Here is a 16,330-nt window from a genome sequence, read left to right as displayed (position 1 = left end):
CGACAAGGAAGACGGGAACATCGCGGACGGCACGGACGGCGGGAGCTTCGGGAACGGGCCCGCCGTCGGAAACGACAAGGAGAAGGACTCCAAGGAACCGCTCCGGGTGGGAGTGGCCGTCCGCAAGCGGCGCCGCGCCCTGCACCTGACGCTGGCCGCCGTGTCGGCCCGCAGCGGCCTGTCGGTGCCCTTCCTGAGCCAGATAGAGAACGAGCGGGCCCGCCCCAGCATGCGTTCCCTGGAGCGGGTCGCCGACGCCCTGGAGACCACCGCCGTCGAGCTGCTGGCCGCCTCCGACACCGCCCGCACCGTGGACCTCGTACGGGCGGGCGACGAATCCGCGCTCACACCGGTGCCCGGCGTGCGCCCCCTCGTCCGCGGACACCACCAGCTGCACGCCCTGGAGTTCACCGGGGAGCAGGACGCCGGACGGGAGTACCAGCACCGCAACGACGAGCTGATGTACGTGGTCTCCGGCTCCTGCCAGGTGGAGGCCGAGGGGCGGGCGTACCGGCTGGAGAGCGGCGACGCCCTCTTCCTGTCGGGCGGGGTGCGCCACCGCTGGCGGGCCGCCGGCGAGGACACCCGGATCCTGGTCGTGGCGGTCGGCGACCACATCCACGCCACGTCCGAGCCCCCCTCGCCCGGGAACTGAGCCCGTGCGCGTCGTCTCGCTCGTGCCCTCGCTGACCGAGGCGGTCGCGGTGAGCGCGCCGGGCCTGCTGGTAGGGGTGACCGACTGGTGCACGCACCCGGCGGACCTCGGGGGCGCGGTGCGCATCGGGGGGACCAAGAACCCGGACGTACGGGCCGTCCTGGAACTGCGCCCCGACCTGGTCATCGCCAACGAGGAGGAGAACCGGGCCCCGGACCTGGCGGCGCTGCGCGCGGCCGGGGCGGAGGTACTGGTCACCGAGATCCGGGACCTCCCGCAGGCACTGGCCGAACTGGACCGGGTCCTCGTGGGGGCGCTGGGGCTGGAGCGGCCCGCGTGGCTGGCGGACGCCGAGGAGGCCTGGGCCCGGGCGGAGCCGGTGGGGGAGCTCACGGCCTTCGTACCGGTGTGGCGGCGGCCCTGGATGGTGCTGGGCCGGGACACCTTCGCCGGTGACCTCCTGGCCCGGCTCGGGGTCCGCAACGCCTACGCCGGGCACGCCGAGCGGTACCCGAAGGTCGCGGCGGCCGAGCTCGCCGCGAGCGGCTGCGACCTGGTGGTTCTCCCGGACGAGCCCTACCGGTTCACCGCCGACGACGGGCCCGAGGCCTTCCCGGGCCTGCCCGCGGCGCTGCTCAGCGGCCGCCACCTGACCTGGTACGGGCCCTCGCTGGCGCAGGCTCCGGCGGTACTGGCGGCGGCCCTGCGGGCGGCGCTGCGCTGAATCCCTCCCGGGGCGTCCGCGGGGGTGGTCAGCGCGGGGCGGCGAGCAGCCGGCCGCTGAACAGGCCGCGCAGGGTGTGACCGGCGGCGAGCAGCCAGGCGGTGAGCAGTCCGAGGAAGAGGGCCGCGGCCAGCCAGGAGAAGGCGGTCAGGCCGGTGTGGCGGGCCAGTCCGGCGGCGCCGGTGACGCAGGTGCCGACGGGGAAGGTCAGGGCCCACCAGGTCATCGCGAAGGGCATTCCGGCGCGGGCGGCGCGGACCAGCATCGCCGACGCGAGGGCCAGCCACAGCAGGGCGAAGCCCATGACGGGGACCCCGTAGACGACCGCGAAGGCGCCGAACGCGGCCGCGTAGGGGCCCTGGATGGACTGGTGGGCCACGTCGGCGAGCTGGTTCACGGCGGTGGTGGACTGGCCGAGGGGGCCCAGTACGAGGAACAGCGCGGGGGTCAGCGCCAGCGGCAGCGGACCGCTGACGATCAGCCGGCCGAAGACCAGGGGGAGCAGCAGCAGGGTGGCCAGCAGGCTGACGCCGAACATGGCGTAGCAGGCCAGCAGCATCGCCTCGCGGGCCTGGCCCGCGGGCAGGTGGGGTATCAGCAGGGGTCCCACGGCGGCGGAGACCATGGGGGCGACGACGGGCAGCAGCCAGACGGGGGTGGCCTGGGAGGCCTCGACCTTGTGGCGGACCACCATCAGGTAGGGCACCACGACGGCCATGACCAGGCCGATCGCGGTTCCGGCGGAGAACAGCACGGCGTCGGCGGCGAGGGCTGCGGGCTCCCCGATCAGGTCCTTGCCGACGAGCAGGGTGCCCGCGCCGACGGCCAGCAGTGCCATCGACAGGCAGCCGTAGAAGGGCGCGACGGCGGGATCGAGCAGGTGGGCCCGGGCCTGGTCGCGGTGGTGGAGCCAGTGTCCGGCGCGGGCGGTGAGCAGGACGGCGAGGGCGAGGGCGGACAGCGCCCACATGCCCTGGCAGACCAGGCGCTGGCCGGGGAGCTGGTACGGGAGGGTCGCGCCGGCGTTGGCGATGATGGCCGTGCCCATGACGGAGGCGTACCAGTTGGGGCCGAGGTGACGCAGGGCCGGGACCTTGTGGGTCCGGGGGGCGGTGCGGGTGGTGCGGGTGGCGCGGGTCGGCGCGAGGGTGGTGGCCATGGGTCCAGCGTCGCCCCGGCGGGAGCGGGCGGGCAGAGGTCGCATCCCTATGAGGCCATAAACTGATGTTATGGGTAATGAGGAGTGGGTTCCGCTTGCGCACCGCGTGCCGGACCTGGGCGCGCTGGAGCTGCTGCTCGAAGTCGCGCGCGTCGGCAGTCTGAGCGGGGCGGCGCGGCGGATGGGCATCACGCAGCCCGCGGCGAGCAGCCGGATCCGGGCGATGGAGGTCCGGCTGGGCGTGGCGCTCGTCGACCGCTCCCCGCGCGGGTCGACCCTCACGGCGGAGGGCGCGCTGGTCACGGACTGGGCCCGGCGGGTCGTGGAGGCGGCCGAGGCCTTCGACGCGGGGGCGCAGGCGCTACGGGGCCGGCGGGACTCGCGGCTGCGGGTGGCGGCCAGCATGACCATCGCCGAGTACCTGCTGCCCGGGTGGCTGATCGCCCTGCGCGGGGCGCGGCCCGGAACGGCGGTGTCCCTGTACGCGGGGAACTCGGCGGACGTGGCGCAGCGGGTCCTCGCGCACGGCGCGGACCTCGGCTTCGTGGAGGGGCTGTCCGTGCCGGAGGGACTGGACTCGGCGGTCATCGCGCAGGACCGGCTCGTGGTGGCCGTGGCCCCCTCGCACCCCTGGGCGCGGCGCACCCGGCCGGTGTCCGCGGCCGAGCTGGCGCAGACCCCGCTGATCCTGCGGGAGTGGGGCTCGGGCACCCGGCAGGTCCTGGACGCGGCGCTGGCCGGCTGCGGCGGGCTGGCGGATCCGCTGCTGGAACTGGCGTCGACCACGGCGGTGAAGGCGGCCGCGGTCAGCGGCGCCGGGCCGTGCGTGCTGTCGGAGCTCGCGCTGGGGGACGAACTGGCCGGGCGCCGGCTGGTGGCGGTCCCGGTGGCCGGGGCCGGGCTGGACCGGGCGCTGCGCGCCGTGTGGCCCACCGGCTCCCGCCCGGCGGGCCCGGCCCGCGACCTCCTGTCACTGACCCGGGCCCGCCCCTAGTTCCGGCCCCGGCCCGCGGCCCGCGGGAGGTTCCGGCCCTGGTCCGGCGCGCGGCCGCCGGGTCCCGCGGGCGGTGCGCGTGATCCGGCGGGCCGGGTCAGCCGGCGGTGGCGCCCGTGAGGACCGGGGTGTCCGTGTGCGCGGAGCGGTCGGCGGCCGCTTCGATCAGGGCCGCCATCACGCGGGTGTCCTTGTCGCGTTCCGGGTGCCACTGGACGCCGAGCACCCACGGGCCGGGGGCGGGGAGCTCGATGGCCTCCACCGTGCCGTCCAGGGCGTACGCGGAGACGAGCAGGTCCCGGCCCAGGCGGTCCACCGCCTGGTGGTGGTAGGTGGGTACGTCCGCCTCCTCCGGGACGAGCGCCCCGTACCGGGTGCCCGGGACCGGCCGGACCGGGTGCCAGGAGGTGACGCCGGGGGTGTGGACGTGGCCGTCGATGTGCTGGACCAGCGTCCCGCCCAGGGCGACGTTCAGCGCCTGCATGCCCCGGCAGATGCCCAGGACCGGCAGGCCGGATTCCAGGGCGGCCGTGAGCAGGGCCAGTTCCCAGGTGTCGCGGACCGTCGCCGGGGCGCCCGTGCGCGGGTCGCGCGGGGCGCCGTAGTGGACCGGGTCCACGTCGGGTCCGCCCGCGACGACCAGGCCGTCCACCCGCTCCAGCACCTCCGCCGCCCGCCCCGGTTCGTCCGGGGGCAGCAGCACGGCCGAGCCGCCCGCCGCCTGGACGAGTTCGTGGTACCCGGTGGGGACGAGGGACGTGGGCAGGTCCCACACGCCGTAGCGGGTGGATTCCTCCACGTACGTGGTGATGCCGATGAGCGGCCTGGGCACGGTTCTACCTCCGAAGGTGGTGCCGAACGGTGGGGCTCAGGGGTCGGGGGCCCGTCGACGGGCCTGCTGACGGATCTGCGGACGGTTCTGCCGGGGCCGGTCCGGGCCTGCCGGTCGGGCCCAGGATTTCAGTCGCGGGTCAACTCCGCCTCGGCTTCCGCCAGCGCGGCGAACTCTTCCTCCGGAGCCGAGGCCACCAGCCGGTGCCGGCTGTAGAAGGCGAAGTAGGCGAGCGCGACGGCGTACACGGCGACCGCGATGAACGCCGCGTCCTTGTCGACCAGGAAGGTGGCGACCAGCGCCGACAGGGCCAGCACGAAGGCGACGGACGAGGTCAGGACGCCGCCCGGGGTGCGGTACGGGCGCTCCAGGCCGGGCTCGCGGCGGCGCAGCACGATGTGCGAGAGGGCCATCAGCGCGTACGAGATCGTCGCGCCGAACACGGCGATGTTCAGCATGCGGGCGCCGTTGCCGGTGGACGCCGCGAGAGCGAAACCGATCGCACCGGGAATCACCAGACCGAGGTACGGGGCCTTGCGCTTCGAGGTGAGCGACAGGAACCGCGGCAGGTATCCGGCCCGGGAGAGCGCGAACAGCTGGCGCGAACCGGCGTAGATGAGGGAGAAGAAGGAGGCGACCAGACCCGCGAGGCCCGCGTAGTTGACGAACCGGCTCAGCGCGGTCGGCCCGCCGTCCCCTTCCAGGGCCACCACCAGCGGGTTGCCGGCGGTCCTCACGGCGTCGGCGCCCTGCGCGCCGGTCGCGGCGAAGAAGGTGATCAGGGCGAGCAGGGCGAGGATGCCCATGGAGATGGCGAGGGCCTTCGGCATGGAGCGGACGGGGTCCTTGGCCTCCTCGGCGGCCAGCGGCACGCCCTCGACGCCGAGGAAGAACCACATGCCGAACGGGAAGGCGGCCCAGATCCCGAGGACGCCGAAGGGCAGCCAGGAGCCGGCGCCGAACGCGCTGGTGTCCACCGCGATGTCGTTCAGGGAGGAGGCGTCGAACTCGGTGAAGGCCCCGATCGCGAAGATCAGCAGCGCGGCGACGGCGATGGCGGTGACCACCAGGCTGAAGCGCAGGGCCTCGCCCACCCCCCACAGGTGGACGCCGATGAAGACGACGAAGCAGCCGAGGTAGACGGGCCAGCTGGAGGTGAGCCCGAACAGGCCCAGGGATTCGACGTAGTCACCGATGAAGATGACGATCGCCGCCGGGGCCAGGATGTACTCGATCAGGATGGCGGTGCCGGTCAGGAAGCCGCCCCAGGGGCCCAGTGCCCGTCGGGCGAAGCCGTAGCCGCCGCCCGCCGTCGGGAGGATCGTGGACAGCTCGGCGAGGGAGAACACCAGACAGGCGTACATGACGCCCATCAGGACGGTGGCGATGGCGAGGCCGCCGAACCCGCCCTTGTCCAGGCCGACGTTCCAGCCGGAGAAGTCCCCGGAGACCACGTAGGCCACCCCGAGTCCGGTCAGCAGCAGCCAGCCGGCGCTGCCGCGGCGCAGGGTGCGGCGTTGCAGGTACTCCGCGTCAGCGCCGCCGGGGGAGCCGGAGCCGGACCCGGGGGGTGTCTTGACGGGCACGGGTGCGATGTCGTCGGCCATGTGCGCTCCTGCCTAGGGCAATGGTTGTGAGGCGTACCTTTGCGTCAGGTGAGTGGAGCGCGCAAGACCCGTGCGTTAAACAGGGGTTACGAAAACCTCTCCCGTCACCCGGCTGCCCACCCCTCGTCACGGGGAGTGCGCGCCGGGGCGGACGCGAGGAGGCGGGGAAACCGGCCCCCTCGCGAGGAAGCCCGCCCTCACGCGAGGAACCCGCGCAGCAGAGCCGCCGTGCCGCAGCAGTGCTCGCGCATCGTCTCGCGCGCCCCGTCGGCGTCGCGCTCCAGCACCGCCTCCACCAGCGCCGTGTGCTGCTGCTGGGAGTGCTCCAGGTTGCGCACCAGCAGCGGGATGCAGTCCAGCAGGTCGTTCACGGTCGCGCGGACGGCCGCGTACTGGGCCGTCAGCGTGGGGGAGCCCGCCAGCTCGCACAGGGTCAGGTGGAAGAGGGTGTCCTGGCGGCGGTAGTCGGCGAGCGGGGCGTCGTGGGTGGCCGCCAGGGCGCGGAGCAGCCGTTCGGAGCCCTCCTCGGTCAGCCCGTGCGCGGCGCACAGCCCGGCCGCGCCCACCTCCAGCACCTCGCGGAACCGCAGCGCGTCCTCGATGTCCACACCGGCGACCCGCCGCCGCAGCTCCTCCTCGGCGCCGCTCGCCGGGGTGTCCGGGCGGGCCAGCACAAACGTTCCGCCGTACCGGCCGCGCCGGGCCTCTACCAGGCCCTGGTCCTGGAGCACCTTCAGCACCTCGCGCAGGGTCACCCGGCTGATCCCCATCCGCTCGGCCAGTTCACGCTCCGGCGGAAGTCGTTCCCCGCCCGGCACCAGACCCAGCCGGACCACCTGGAGGATCTGCTCCAGCGCCTCCTCGAAACCGTTGCCCGCCCGCACCTGCCGCAGCACGGGATTCAGCCGCGCGATCGCGCCGTCCTCGCTCGCCGTGTCGGTCATCTCGGCTCCTCCCCTTCCCAAGCAATGGTTCTGTTCAATACCTTAGGCGCACTCGGCTCACCGAAGGAGAGATTCCAGTGGTAGACCGCAAGCCGCCGCTCGCGCCCGAGGAGCTCCGTGCCCTCGTCGCCAGCGGTGAGATCGACACAGTCGTCCTGGCCTTCCCCGACATGCAGGGGCGGCTCCAGGGCAAGCGGTTCGCCGCACAGTTTTTCCTCGACGAGGTCCTCGCCCACGGCACCGAGGGCTGCAACTACCTCCTCGCCGTCGACACCGACATGAACACCGTCGACGGGTACGAGATGTCCTCCTGGGACCGGGGCTACGGCGACTTCGCCATGCACCCCGACCTCGCCACCCTGCGCCGCATCCCCTGGAACCCCGGCAGCGCCTTCCTCCTCGCCGACCTGGCCTGGAGCGACGGCACGCCCGTGGTCGCCGCCCCCCGGCAGATCCTGCGCCACCAGCTGGAACGCCTCGCCGAACAGGGCTACACCGCGATGGTCGGCACCGAGCTGGAGTTCATGGTCTTCCAGGACACCTACGAGCAGGCCTGGAACGCCAACTACCGCGGCCTGACCCCCGCCAACCAGTACAACATCGACTACTCCGTGCTCGGCACGGGCCGCGTCGAACCCCTCCTGCGGCGCATCCGCAACGAGATGCAGGCCGCCGGGCTCGTCGTCGAGTCCGCCAAGGGCGAGTGCAACCTCGGCCAGCACGAGATCGCCTTCCGCTACGACGAGGCGCTCACCACCTGCGACCAGCACTCCGTCTACAAGACCGGAGCCAAGGAGATCGCCGCCCAGGAGGGCGTCTCGCTCACCTTCATGGCCAAGTACGACGAGCGCGAGGGCAACTCCTGCCACATCCACCTCTCCCTGGCCGACGCCGACGGGCACAACGCCATGGCCGGCGACGGACACGGCCAGGAACACGGCATGTCACCCGTGATGCGTCATTTCCTGGCCGGCCAGCTGGCCGCGCTGCGCGACTTCTCCCTTCTCTACGCCCCGAACATCAACTCGTACAAGCGTTTCCGCCCGGGATCCTTCGCCCCGACCGCCGTCGCCTGGGGCGTCGACAACCGCACCTGCGCCCTGCGCGTCGTCGGCCACGGCCGCTCCATGCGCTTCGAGAACCGCCTCCCCGGCGGCGACGTCAACCCCTACCTCGCCGTCGCCGGCCTGGTCGCGGCCGGCCTCTACGGCATCGAGAACCGCCTGGAACTCCCCGAGTCCTGTCCGGGCAACGCCTACACCGCCGACTACGCGCACGTCCCCGCGACCCTGCGCGAGGCCGCGGAACTCTGGGAGAACAGCGAGATCGCCAAGGCCGCCTTCGGCCCCGAAGTCGTCGCCCACTACCGCAACATGGCCCGCGTCGAACTCGACGCCTACGACTCCGCCGTCACCGACTGGGAGCTGCGCCGCTCCTTCGAACGCCTGTAACGGCCGCACCCCACGCACCGCCCCACCCGAAGAACCAGAGAGGCACCACGTGTCCGACGAGCGGGCCCCCGTCCACCTGACCGTGCTGAACCCGGCCACCGAGGAGGTCGTCGCCACCGTCCCGGCCGCCACACGGGACGACGTCGACGCGGCCGTCCTGAGAGCCGCCGCCGCCCAGCGCGGCTGGGCCGCCGCCGCCCCCGCGGACCGGGCCAGAGTCCTGCGCCGCTTCGCCGCGGCCGTCGACGCGCACGTCGAGGAACTCGCCCTCCTGGAGGTCCGCGAGGCCGGCCACACCCTTGGCAACGCCCGCTGGGAAGCGGGCAACGTCCGCGACCTGCTCGACTTCGCCGCCGGGGGAGTCGAACGCCTCTCCGGCCGCCAGATCCCGGTCGCGGGCGGCATCGACGTCACCTTCCTCGAACCCCTCGGCGTCATCGGCGTGATCGCCCCCTGGAACTTCCCCATGCCGATCGCCGCCTGGGGCCTGGCCCCCGCCCTCGCCGCGGGCAACGCCGTCATCCTCAAGCCCGCCGAAACCACCCCGCTCACCGCCCTGCGCCTCGCCGAACTCGCCCTCGAAGCCGGGATCCCCGAGCACCTCTTCCAGGTCCTCCCCGGCCACGGAGCGGTCACCGGAAACGCACTGGTCGAGCACCCCGGAATCGCGAAGATCGTCTTCACCGGCTCCACCCGCGTCGGCAAGCAGATCATGTCCAAGTGCGCCGACCGGGTGAAGCGCGTCACCCTCGAACTCGGCGGCAAGAGCCCCAACATCGTCTTCGCCGACGCCGACCTCGAAGCCGCCGCGGCCGCCGCCCCCATGGCCTTCCTCGACAACACCGGCCAGGACTGCTGCGCCCGCACCCGGATCCTCGTCCAGCGCTCCGTCTACGACCGCTTCCTCGCGCTCGTCACCCCCGCCGTCGAGTCCGTCCGCGTCGGCGACCCGCTCGACGACAAGACCCAGATGGGCCCGCTCATCTCCCGCGCGCAACTCGACCGCGTCCGCGCGTACGTCACCGACGACCTCACCGCCGTCCGCGGCACCGCCCCCGAGGGCCCCGGCTTCTGGTACCCGCCCACCCTCGTCACCGACGTCGCCCCCACGGCGCCCGTCGCCGTAGAGGAGGTCTTCGGGCCGGTCGCGGTCGTCCTCCCCTTCGAGGACGAGGAGGACGCCGTACGCCTGGCCAACGCGACCGAGTACGGCCTCTCCGGCTCCCTCTGGACCCGCGACGTCGGCCGCGCCCTGCGCGTCTCGCGCGCCGTCGCCGCCGGCAACCTCTCCGTCAACTCCCACAGCAGCGTCCGCTACTGGACCCCCTTCGGCGGATACAAGCAGTCCGGCCTCGGCCGCGAGCTCGGACCCGACGCCCTCACCGCTTTCACCGAAACCAAGAACGTCTTCATCAGCACGGAGGCCTGACCAGCATGTCGAACGAAGAGATCATCTGCCGCCGCCTCGTCGGCCGCACCGCCGTCATCACCGGAGCCGGCAGCGGCATCGGCCTGGCCACCGCCCGCCGACTGGCCTCCGAAGGCGCCAACGTCGTCTGCGCCGACATCGACCCGGCCGCCGGCAAGGCCGCCGCCGAAGAGGTCGGCGGCACCTTCGTCCAGGTGGACGTCACCGACAAGGAACAGGTCGACGCCCTCTTCAAGACGGCCTACGACACCTACGGCTCCGTCGACATCGCCTTCAACAACGCGGGCATCTCGCCCCCCGACGACGACTCCATCCTCACCACCGAACTCGACGCCTGGCGCCGCGTCCAGGACGTCAACCTCACCTCCGTCTACCTGTGCTGCAAGGCCGCCCTGCCCTACATGCAGCGCCAGGGCCGCGGCTCCATCATCAACACCGCCTCCTTCGTCGCCATCATGGGCGCGGCCACCTCCCAGATCTCCTACACCGCCTCCAAGGGCGGCGTCCTCGCCATGTCCCGCGAACTCGGCGTGCAGTTCGCCCGCGAGGGCATCCGCGTGAACGCCCTGTGCCCCGGCCCGGTCAACACCCCCCTCCTCCAGGAACTCTTCGCCAAGGACCCCGAGCGCGCCGCCCGCCGCCTCGTGCACATCCCGCTCGGCAGGTTCGCCGAACCCACCGAGATCGCCGCCGCCGTGGCCTTCCTCGCCAGCGACGACTCCTCCTTCGTCAACGCCACCGACTTCCTCGTCGACGGCGGCATCGCCGGCGCCTACGTCACCCCCCTGTAGCCCGCCCCGCCGGACGCCGCCCCGGGCGTCCACCCGTACCGCACCTCCCGACAGCCGGGCGTCGCACGACGCCCGGCTGTCGTGCTCCACCGTCCCCGACGACCTTCACCGGAATCAGGAGCGTCCACCCCGTGACCAGAACCGGCACCACCCGGCGCCTCCAGGCCCTCGCCGCCGCCGCCGCGGCCGCCGGCGGCCTCCTCGCCGCCGGGCCCGCCGCCCACGCGGCCCGCCCCGCCGCGCACTGCACCACCCCGAAGCTCGCGGCCGGCTGGTACGGCGACAACCAGGCCCGGCTCCAGCAGCTCATCGACCGGTACGGCAGCTGCGGCCCGCACCGCCCGGGCCGCGCCAAGCCCGTCGCCGTCTTCGACTGGGACAACACCGTCGTCAAGAACGACGTCGGCGACGCCACCATGTTCTGGCTGCTGCGCAACGGGAAGATCCGCCAGCCCGCCGGCGGGAACTGGGCCACCACCAGCCGCCACCTCACCCCGGCGGCCGCCCGGGCCCTCGCCGCGGCCTGCGGCCCCCTCGCCCGCCCCGGCACCCCCCTGCCCACCGGCACCCCGGCGGGCGCGGCCTGCGCCGACGAGATCAACGCCGTCTACGGCACCGCCGCCACCCGCACCGGAGCCGCCGCCTTCGCCGGCTGGGACCGCCGCACCACCGAACCCGCGTACGCCTGGCTGCCCCAGCTGATGCAGGGCTGGACCGCACGCGAGGTACGCGGCTTCGCGGCCGCCGCCCGCACCGAGAACCTCGCCGCGCCCGTCGGCGCCACGCAGCGGGTCGGCACCGGCACCGCCACCGGCTGGGTCCGCTACTACGACCAGCAGAAGGACCTCGTCGAACAGCTCCGACGGGCCGGCTTCGACGTCTGGATCAGCTCCGCCTCACCGCAGCCGGTCGTCGAGGTCTGGGCCCGGGGCGTCGGCATCGACGCCGACCGCGTCATCGGCATACGCAACACCACCACCCGCGGCGGCACGTTCACCCCGCACTTCCAGGGCTGCGGAACCGTCGAGGACGGCGCCGACACGATGATCACCTACATCGACGGCAAGCGCTGCTGGATCAACAAGGAGGTCTTCGGCGTCCGCGGCGCGGCCGCCGAGAAGGTCCAGCCCGCGGCCCGCCGACAGGTATTCGCCGCCGGTGACTCCGACACCGACATCTCCTTCCTGCGCGACGCGACCGCCCTGCGCCTGGTCGTCAACCGCAACAAGAACGAGCTCATGTGCCGGGCCTACGACAACGGCGACGGCAAGTGGATCGTGAACCCGATGTTCATCGACCCGAAGTCCCGCAAGACCAGCCCCTACCCCTGCTCCACGACGGGCTACGTCGACCACGACGGAACCCCCGGACCCGTCCGCCGGGGCGACGGCGGCGTCATCCCCGACCAGACGGACACCGTCTTCTAGTGCCGTGACCGCGCACGTCCTGCCGGCGCACCCGCCGCCGGCGCGCCCGCTACAGGAAGGTGCGGCCCTCGCCCCGGTACGTCGGGGCGGTGGCCGTCACCCGGTCGCCCTCGACCAGGTGCAGGGCCTCGAACCGCTCGCACAGTTCACCGGCCTTGGCGTGCCGGAACCACACCCGGTCCCCGATCAGCAGATCGTCCGCCGGGCTCCCCAGCAACGGCGTCTGCACCTCGCCCGCCCCCTCCTGGGGGTCGTAGCGCAGCCCCTCCGGCAGGTACGGCACCGGCAGCCGGTCCGCACCCGGAGCCCCCGACGCCGGATAGCCCCCGCCGAGCACCGTCACCACGCCCACCCCCGGCCGGCGCACCACCGGCTGCGCGAACAGCGCCGCGGGCCGGCCCCGGAACGAGGTGTAGTTGTCGAACAGCCGCGGCACGTACAGCCCCGACCCGGCGGCGATCTCCGTCACCGCCTCCTCCGCGGCCGTCTGCTGCACGCTCCCCGTGCCGCCGCCGTTGACGAACTCCAGGTCCGGCACCACCGACCGGACCGCCCGCACCGCCTCGGCCCGCCGCGCCGCCAGCTCCTTGCGGGCCGCGCCCTGCATCAGCCGGATCATCCGCGACCGCACCGGCCGCCCGGCCAGCGCGTCCCCGACCCCGGCGACGTGCCCCTCGTAGCCCATCAGCCCCACCACGCGGAACCCGGGCCGCGCCGCGACCGCCCGCGCCAGCCCGGCCAGTTGCTCCGGTTCCCGCAGCGGCGAGCGCCGCGCCCCGACGCGCACCCGGCCGCCGAGCAGGTGCAGCGCGGTGTCCAGCTCCAGGCAGACCCGGATCTCCTGCGACCCGCCGTCCCGCGCCCGGTCGATCAGTTCCAGCTGCGCGGGATCGTCGACCATCACGGTCACGGCCTCCGCCAGCTTCGGGTCCCCGGCGAGCTCCGCGAAGGCCGCCCGGTCCGCGGACGGGTAGGCGAGCAGCACGTCCTCGAAGCCGGACCGGGCCAGCCACAGCGACTCGGCGAGGGTGTACGACATGATCCCGGCGAACCCGGGCCGCGCCAGGACCCGTTCGAGGAGCGCCCGGCAGCGCACGGACTTGCTCGCGACGCGGACCGGCTTCCCGCCCGCCCGGCGCACGAGGTCGTCGGCGTTGGCGTCGAACGCGTCGAGGTCGACGATGGCCAGCGGCGCTTCGAGGTGCGCCGTCGCCCGGTCGTACCGGGCCCGGTCGGAAGTCATGCCCGGCAGCTTGCCAGACGCCTCTACCGGTGGGTAGGCCCCGGCGCGGGGCGCGGTGGCCGCACCCTTCCCCGTCCCCGCCGGGGCGCGGGCCCCGTAGAGTACGGGCAGGCAGCCGTACGGAACGGGGGGCGGAGCCGCCGGATGACCACGTCGACACCACAGGCCGCGTTCCTCGGCGAGCCCGGCCCGCCCGAGCCCGAGCCCCACCCCCGGCCCGCACCCGAGGCCCGCCCGCCGCGCCGCCCCGGCCACGTCGCCGCCGCCGTCCTGAGCGCCCTCCTCGGCACCGGCCTGCTCGCCGGAGCCGCCGCCACCGCCTGGAGCGAACACCGCGCCGCGCACCGGCCGTTGCCCCCGGACGCCGCCTACCGCCAGGCCGCCTCGCTGTGGCGGTCCGCCCCCGTCGACAGCCTGTTCCCGCCCGTGCTCGACGGACCCGAAGCCGGCCCGGGCGGAGCCGCCCGCAGCTGGACCCGGACCGCGCTGGCGCCCGACGCGGACTGCGGGGCCGCCCTCGCCCCCGACTGGCGGGCCGCGCTCGCCGCCGCCGGCTGCACCCGCGTGCTCCGCGCCACCTACACCGACTCCACCCGCAGCTCCCTGATCACCGTCGGCCTGGTCTTCACCCCCGCCGACTCCGCCACCATGGACGGCCTCCGCGGCCGCCTGCCGGCCCCGCCCGCCTACGCGTACGCCGACACCCGCCGCGCCGCCTGGAGCACCGCCGTCGTCGCCGGGGCCCCGGTCCTCGTCTACACCGTCTCCGCCTTCGCCGACGGCCGCAGCATGGACGCGCCCGTCCCCGCCGAGGAGGCGGCGGCCCAGGGCGCGACCGGGGTCGTCGCCGAAGCGGGCCTCGGTTACGAGGCCAAGGCCCTCGCGGCCCGCTTCGAGCGCGGCCTGGCCACCCTCGCGGCCCCGCCCGCCTCCACACCCCCACCCACCGCGACGGCCGCCCGATGACCCCCACCCCCACCACCCCGCCCACCCCCGGCGCGCGTGGCCCCCGTACGGCCGCCCGGCTGACCGTCCGCTCGGCCGGAGCCGTGGTCCTGGCCGCCCTGCTCGCCGCCACCGCCGCGCACCCCGCCGCCGCCGACACCATCCGCGACCGCCAGTGGGGCCTGCTCGCCCTGCGCGCCGAGGAGGCCTGGGGCACCACCCAGGGCGACGGCGTCACCGTCGCCGTCCTCGACACCGGCGTGGACTCCACCCACCCCGACCTCGCCGGCCAGGTCCTCGACGGCACCGACCTCGTCGGCATGGGCGCCGGCCGGGGCGACCGCGCCTGGGCCCGGCACGGCACGGCGATGGCCAGTATCATCGCGGGCCGCGGCCACGGCCCCCACCGCGGCCAGGGCGTCCTCGGCATCGCCCCGCAGGCGAAGATCCTGCCGGTCCGGGTGATCCTCGAAGAGGGCGACCCCGGCCGCGCCCGGGCCCGCGACGCCAAGTCCGGCGCCCTCGCCGAGGGCATCCGCTGGGCCGCCGACCACGGCGCCGACGTGATCAACCTGTCGCTCGGCGACGACAGCGACTCCGCCCACCACGAATCCGCCGAGGACGAGGCCGTCCAGTACGCCCTCGGCAAGGGCGTCGTCGTCGTCGCCTCCGCGGGCAACGGCGGCGAGCGCGGCGACCACACCTCCTACCCCGCCGCCTACCCCGGGGTCATCGCCGTCGCGGCCGTCGACCGGCAGGGCCACAAGGCACCCTTCTCCACCCGGCACTGGTACGCCACCGTCAGCGCCCCCGGCGTCGACGTGGTCATCGCCGACCCGGACCGCTCCTACTACGAGGGCTGGGGCACCAGCGCCGCCGCCGCCTTCGTGTCCGGAGCCGCGGCCCTGGTCAAGGCCGCCCACCCGGACCTCTCCCCGGCCCAGGTCAAGAAGCTGCTGGAGGACACCGCCGCCGACGGCCCGGCCGGCGGCCGCGACGACGCCCGCGGGCACGGCACCGTGGACCCCGTCGCCGCCCTCCAGGCCGCCGACGCGCTGCGCCCCGAGGCGCCGGTGCCGTCCCCCGTCCCGGCCGCGGGCCGCTGGTTCGGCCCCGGCCCCGAGCCGGTCCGCCCCGCCGAGCGGCCCGCCCGGCTCGGCGCCCCGGCCGCCGCCGTCGCGGGGATCGCCCTGCTCGGGGTGGCCGGCGTCCTGGCCCGGCGCCCGCGCACCGCACGGCGGGATAGGCTCGGGTAACTGTGGCGACCAAGAACATTCCCGATCCCGGTTTCTCCGACGACGACGGCACCGCCGATCCCCGGCTGAGCGCGGCCCTGGCCGCCTGGGCGGCGGACCGGGCGGCCGAACCGCAGGTGCTCGCGGCCCTGAAGGACGCCCGCCTGCTGGTGCCCGTCGTGGCGATGCTCGGCGAGGTCGAGACCGACCCCGAGACCGGCCTGAAGCGCGAGAAGACCAGCGACATGGCCGTCCCCACCCTCACGGCGGGGAACCGGCGGGCCCTGCCCGCCTTCACCTCGATCGCCTCGCTCGCCCTGTGGGACCCGGCGGCCCGGCCCGTGGCCGTCCCGCTGCACCAGGCCCTCGCCGCCGCCGCGCACGAGAAGGCCGACACGATCGTCGTCGACCTCGCCGGCCCCGTCCCGTACCAGCTCACCGGCTCCGCGCTGCTCGCGCTCGCCGAGGGCCGCACCGACGCGGACCCGCTGGCCGACCCCGCCGTGCGCGAGGCCGTACGGGCCGCCGTGGCGGCCGAGCCCGCCGTGCTCCGCGCCCACCTGGTCCCCGGCGGCCCCGGCTCCGACGGCACCCTCGCCGTCGTGCTCTCCGACGAGGACCGCGAGCGGGCTTCGGCCGCCGCCCGCCGGGTGGCCGGGGCGCTCGCCGCCGACGAAACCCTGCGCGGCAGGCTCGTACGGGGCCTGGACCTGGCGCTGCTCCCGCAGCAGGGGCCCGTACCGCCGGGCGAACCGCTCTTCAGCCGCTAGGGCCTGTCGTCAAACTCCCGTCTGCCCCACGACGCCTGGCACGCGCTCTCGCCGCACCGGGCGAAAGCCAAGTACGTCCAGTACGCGGGCTTCCGCCCGGCGCACCGAGAGCACGCACCAGACG

The 16,330-nt window shown here is 74.6% G+C and carries 15 protein-coding genes; 10 read left to right on the top strand and 5 right to left on the bottom strand.

Annotated elements, in window-relative coordinates:
• Positions 1 to 106: 106 nt before the first annotated feature.
• Positions 107 to 655: an XRE family transcriptional regulator gene (locus ABZZ17_RS32870; RefSeq protein ID WP_356881697.1), complete on the top strand. Its 549-nt coding sequence runs from the start codon at positions 107 to 109 to the stop codon at positions 653 to 655.
• Between the two features lie 4 nt (positions 656 to 659).
• The gene (locus tag ABZZ17_RS32865) at positions 660 to 1,379 is read left to right on the top strand and encodes a helical backbone metal receptor (RefSeq protein ID WP_356881642.1); all 720 of its coding nucleotides are present in this window, start codon (positions 660 to 662) and stop codon (positions 1,377 to 1,379) included.
• Between the two features lie 28 nt (positions 1,380 to 1,407).
• On the opposite strand, the gene ABZZ17_RS32860 is transcribed toward ABZZ17_RS32865, so the two are convergent.
• Positions 1,408 to 2,538 carry a TDT family transporter gene (locus tag ABZZ17_RS32860; protein ID WP_356881640.1) on the bottom strand — a complete coding sequence of 377 codons (1,131 nt, stop codon included), beginning with the start codon at positions 2,536 to 2,538 and terminating at the stop codon, positions 1,408 to 1,410.
• A 70-nt stretch (positions 2,539 to 2,608) separates the two neighbouring features.
• Here ABZZ17_RS32860 and ABZZ17_RS32855 point away from each other — a divergent pair, with 70 nt between their 5' ends.
• Positions 2,609 to 3,532 carry a LysR family transcriptional regulator gene (locus ABZZ17_RS32855; protein WP_356881638.1) on the top strand — a complete coding sequence of 308 codons (924 nt, stop codon included), beginning with the start codon at positions 2,609 to 2,611 and terminating at the stop codon, positions 3,530 to 3,532.
• A gap of 97 nt (positions 3,533 to 3,629) precedes the next feature.
• On the opposite strand, the gene ABZZ17_RS32850 is transcribed toward ABZZ17_RS32855, so the two are convergent.
• The 3 genes from ABZZ17_RS32850 to ABZZ17_RS32840 form a co-directional block, all read right to left on the bottom strand.
• Complete coding sequence (locus ABZZ17_RS32850) at positions 3,630 to 4,364, bottom strand: gamma-glutamyl-gamma-aminobutyrate hydrolase family protein (protein WP_356881636.1); 735 nt, start codon at positions 4,362 to 4,364, stop codon at positions 3,630 to 3,632.
• Positions 4,365 to 4,492: 128 nt separating this feature from the next.
• Positions 4,493 to 5,971, bottom strand: a complete 1,479-nt coding sequence (gene eat, locus ABZZ17_RS32845; RefSeq protein WP_356881634.1) for an ethanolamine permease — start codon at positions 5,969 to 5,971, stop codon at positions 4,493 to 4,495.
• Positions 5,972 to 6,168: 197 nt separating this feature from the next.
• Positions 6,169 to 6,915: an FCD domain-containing protein gene (locus ABZZ17_RS32840; RefSeq protein WP_356881631.1), complete on the bottom strand. Its 747-nt coding sequence runs from the start codon at positions 6,913 to 6,915 to the stop codon at positions 6,169 to 6,171.
• 77 nt (positions 6,916 to 6,992) lie between these two features.
• Here ABZZ17_RS32840 and ABZZ17_RS32835 point away from each other — a divergent pair, with 77 nt between their 5' ends.
• From ABZZ17_RS32835 to ABZZ17_RS32820, 4 genes are all read left to right on the top strand, one after another.
• Positions 6,993 to 8,366 (top strand): glutamine synthetase family protein, encoded by a 1,374-nt coding sequence (locus ABZZ17_RS32835; RefSeq protein WP_356881630.1) that lies wholly within the window; start codon positions 6,993 to 6,995, stop codon positions 8,364 to 8,366.
• 49 nt (positions 8,367 to 8,415) lie between these two features.
• On the top strand, positions 8,416 to 9,795 hold the full coding sequence (locus tag ABZZ17_RS32830; RefSeq protein WP_356881628.1) for an aldehyde dehydrogenase family protein: 1,380 nt from the start codon (positions 8,416 to 8,418) through the stop codon (positions 9,793 to 9,795).
• Positions 9,796 to 9,800: 5 nt separating this feature from the next.
• Positions 9,801 to 10,586, top strand: coding sequence for a 3-oxoacyl-ACP reductase (locus tag ABZZ17_RS32825; RefSeq protein WP_356881626.1), 786 nt, complete (start codon positions 9,801 to 9,803; stop codon positions 10,584 to 10,586).
• A 131-nt stretch (positions 10,587 to 10,717) separates the two neighbouring features.
• Positions 10,718 to 12,013: an HAD family hydrolase gene (locus ABZZ17_RS32820; RefSeq protein WP_356881623.1), complete on the top strand. Its 1,296-nt coding sequence runs from the start codon at positions 10,718 to 10,720 to the stop codon at positions 12,011 to 12,013.
• A 49-nt stretch (positions 12,014 to 12,062) separates the two neighbouring features.
• Here ABZZ17_RS32820 and ABZZ17_RS32815 read toward each other — a convergent pair whose 3' ends face one another.
• The gene (locus ABZZ17_RS32815) at positions 12,063 to 13,256 is read right to left on the bottom strand and encodes an amino acid deaminase/aldolase (RefSeq protein ID WP_356881621.1); all 1,194 of its coding nucleotides are present in this window, start codon (positions 13,254 to 13,256) and stop codon (positions 12,063 to 12,065) included.
• Between the two features lie 144 nt (positions 13,257 to 13,400).
• Here ABZZ17_RS32815 and ABZZ17_RS32810 point away from each other — a divergent pair, with 144 nt between their 5' ends.
• The 3 genes from ABZZ17_RS32810 to ABZZ17_RS32800 are packed head-to-tail and all read left to right on the top strand — an operon-like array spanning position 13,401 to position 16,206.
• Entirely contained in the window at positions 13,401 to 14,222 is an 822-nt protein-coding gene (locus ABZZ17_RS32810; protein WP_356881619.1) for a hypothetical protein, read from the top strand.
• Positions 14,219 to 15,457: a type VII secretion-associated serine protease mycosin gene (mycP, locus tag ABZZ17_RS32805; protein ID WP_356881617.1), complete on the top strand. Its 1,239-nt coding sequence runs from the start codon at positions 14,219 to 14,221 to the stop codon at positions 15,455 to 15,457. Before ABZZ17_RS32810 ends, mycP begins: the two co-directional genes overlap by 4 nt.
• 2 nt (positions 15,458 to 15,459) lie before the next feature.
• Positions 15,460 to 16,206 (top strand): SseB family protein, encoded by a 747-nt coding sequence (locus tag ABZZ17_RS32800; protein ID WP_356881615.1) that lies wholly within the window; start codon positions 15,460 to 15,462, stop codon positions 16,204 to 16,206.
• Positions 16,207 to 16,330: the final 124 nt, after the last annotated feature.

This window comes from Streptomyces sp. NPDC006512 (assembly GCF_040611935.1).
Lineage (GTDB): Bacteria > Actinomycetota > Actinomycetes > Streptomycetales > Streptomycetaceae > Streptomyces.
Note: the sequence above shows the minus strand (reverse complement) of the source record. Positions and strands in the feature narration are given on the sequence as shown.

Coding starts and splice junctions, on each gene's coding strand:
- ABZZ17_RS32860 (WP_356881640.1), bottom strand. CDS start 2,538: ATGGCCACCACCCTCGCGCCGACCCGCGCCACCCGCACCACCCGCACC.
- ABZZ17_RS32855 (WP_356881638.1), top strand. CDS start 2,609: ATGGGTAATGAGGAGTGGGTTCCGCTTGCGCACCGCGTGCCGGACCTG.
- eat (WP_356881634.1), bottom strand. CDS start 5,971: ATGGCCGACGACATCGCACCCGTGCCCGTCAAGACACCCCCCGGGTCC.
- ABZZ17_RS32840 (WP_356881631.1), bottom strand. CDS start 6,915: ATGACCGACACGGCGAGCGAGGACGGCGCGATCGCGCGGCTGAATCCC.
- ABZZ17_RS32825 (WP_356881626.1), top strand. CDS start 9,801: ATGTCGAACGAAGAGATCATCTGCCGCCGCCTCGTCGGCCGCACCGCC.
- ABZZ17_RS32815 (WP_356881621.1), bottom strand. CDS start 13,256: ATGACTTCCGACCGGGCCCGGTACGACCGGGCGACGGCGCACCTCGAA.
- ABZZ17_RS32810 (WP_356881619.1), top strand. CDS start 13,401: ATGACCACGTCGACACCACAGGCCGCGTTCCTCGGCGAGCCCGGCCCG.
- mycP (WP_356881617.1), top strand. CDS start 14,219: ATGACCCCCACCCCCACCACCCCGCCCACCCCCGGCGCGCGTGGCCCC.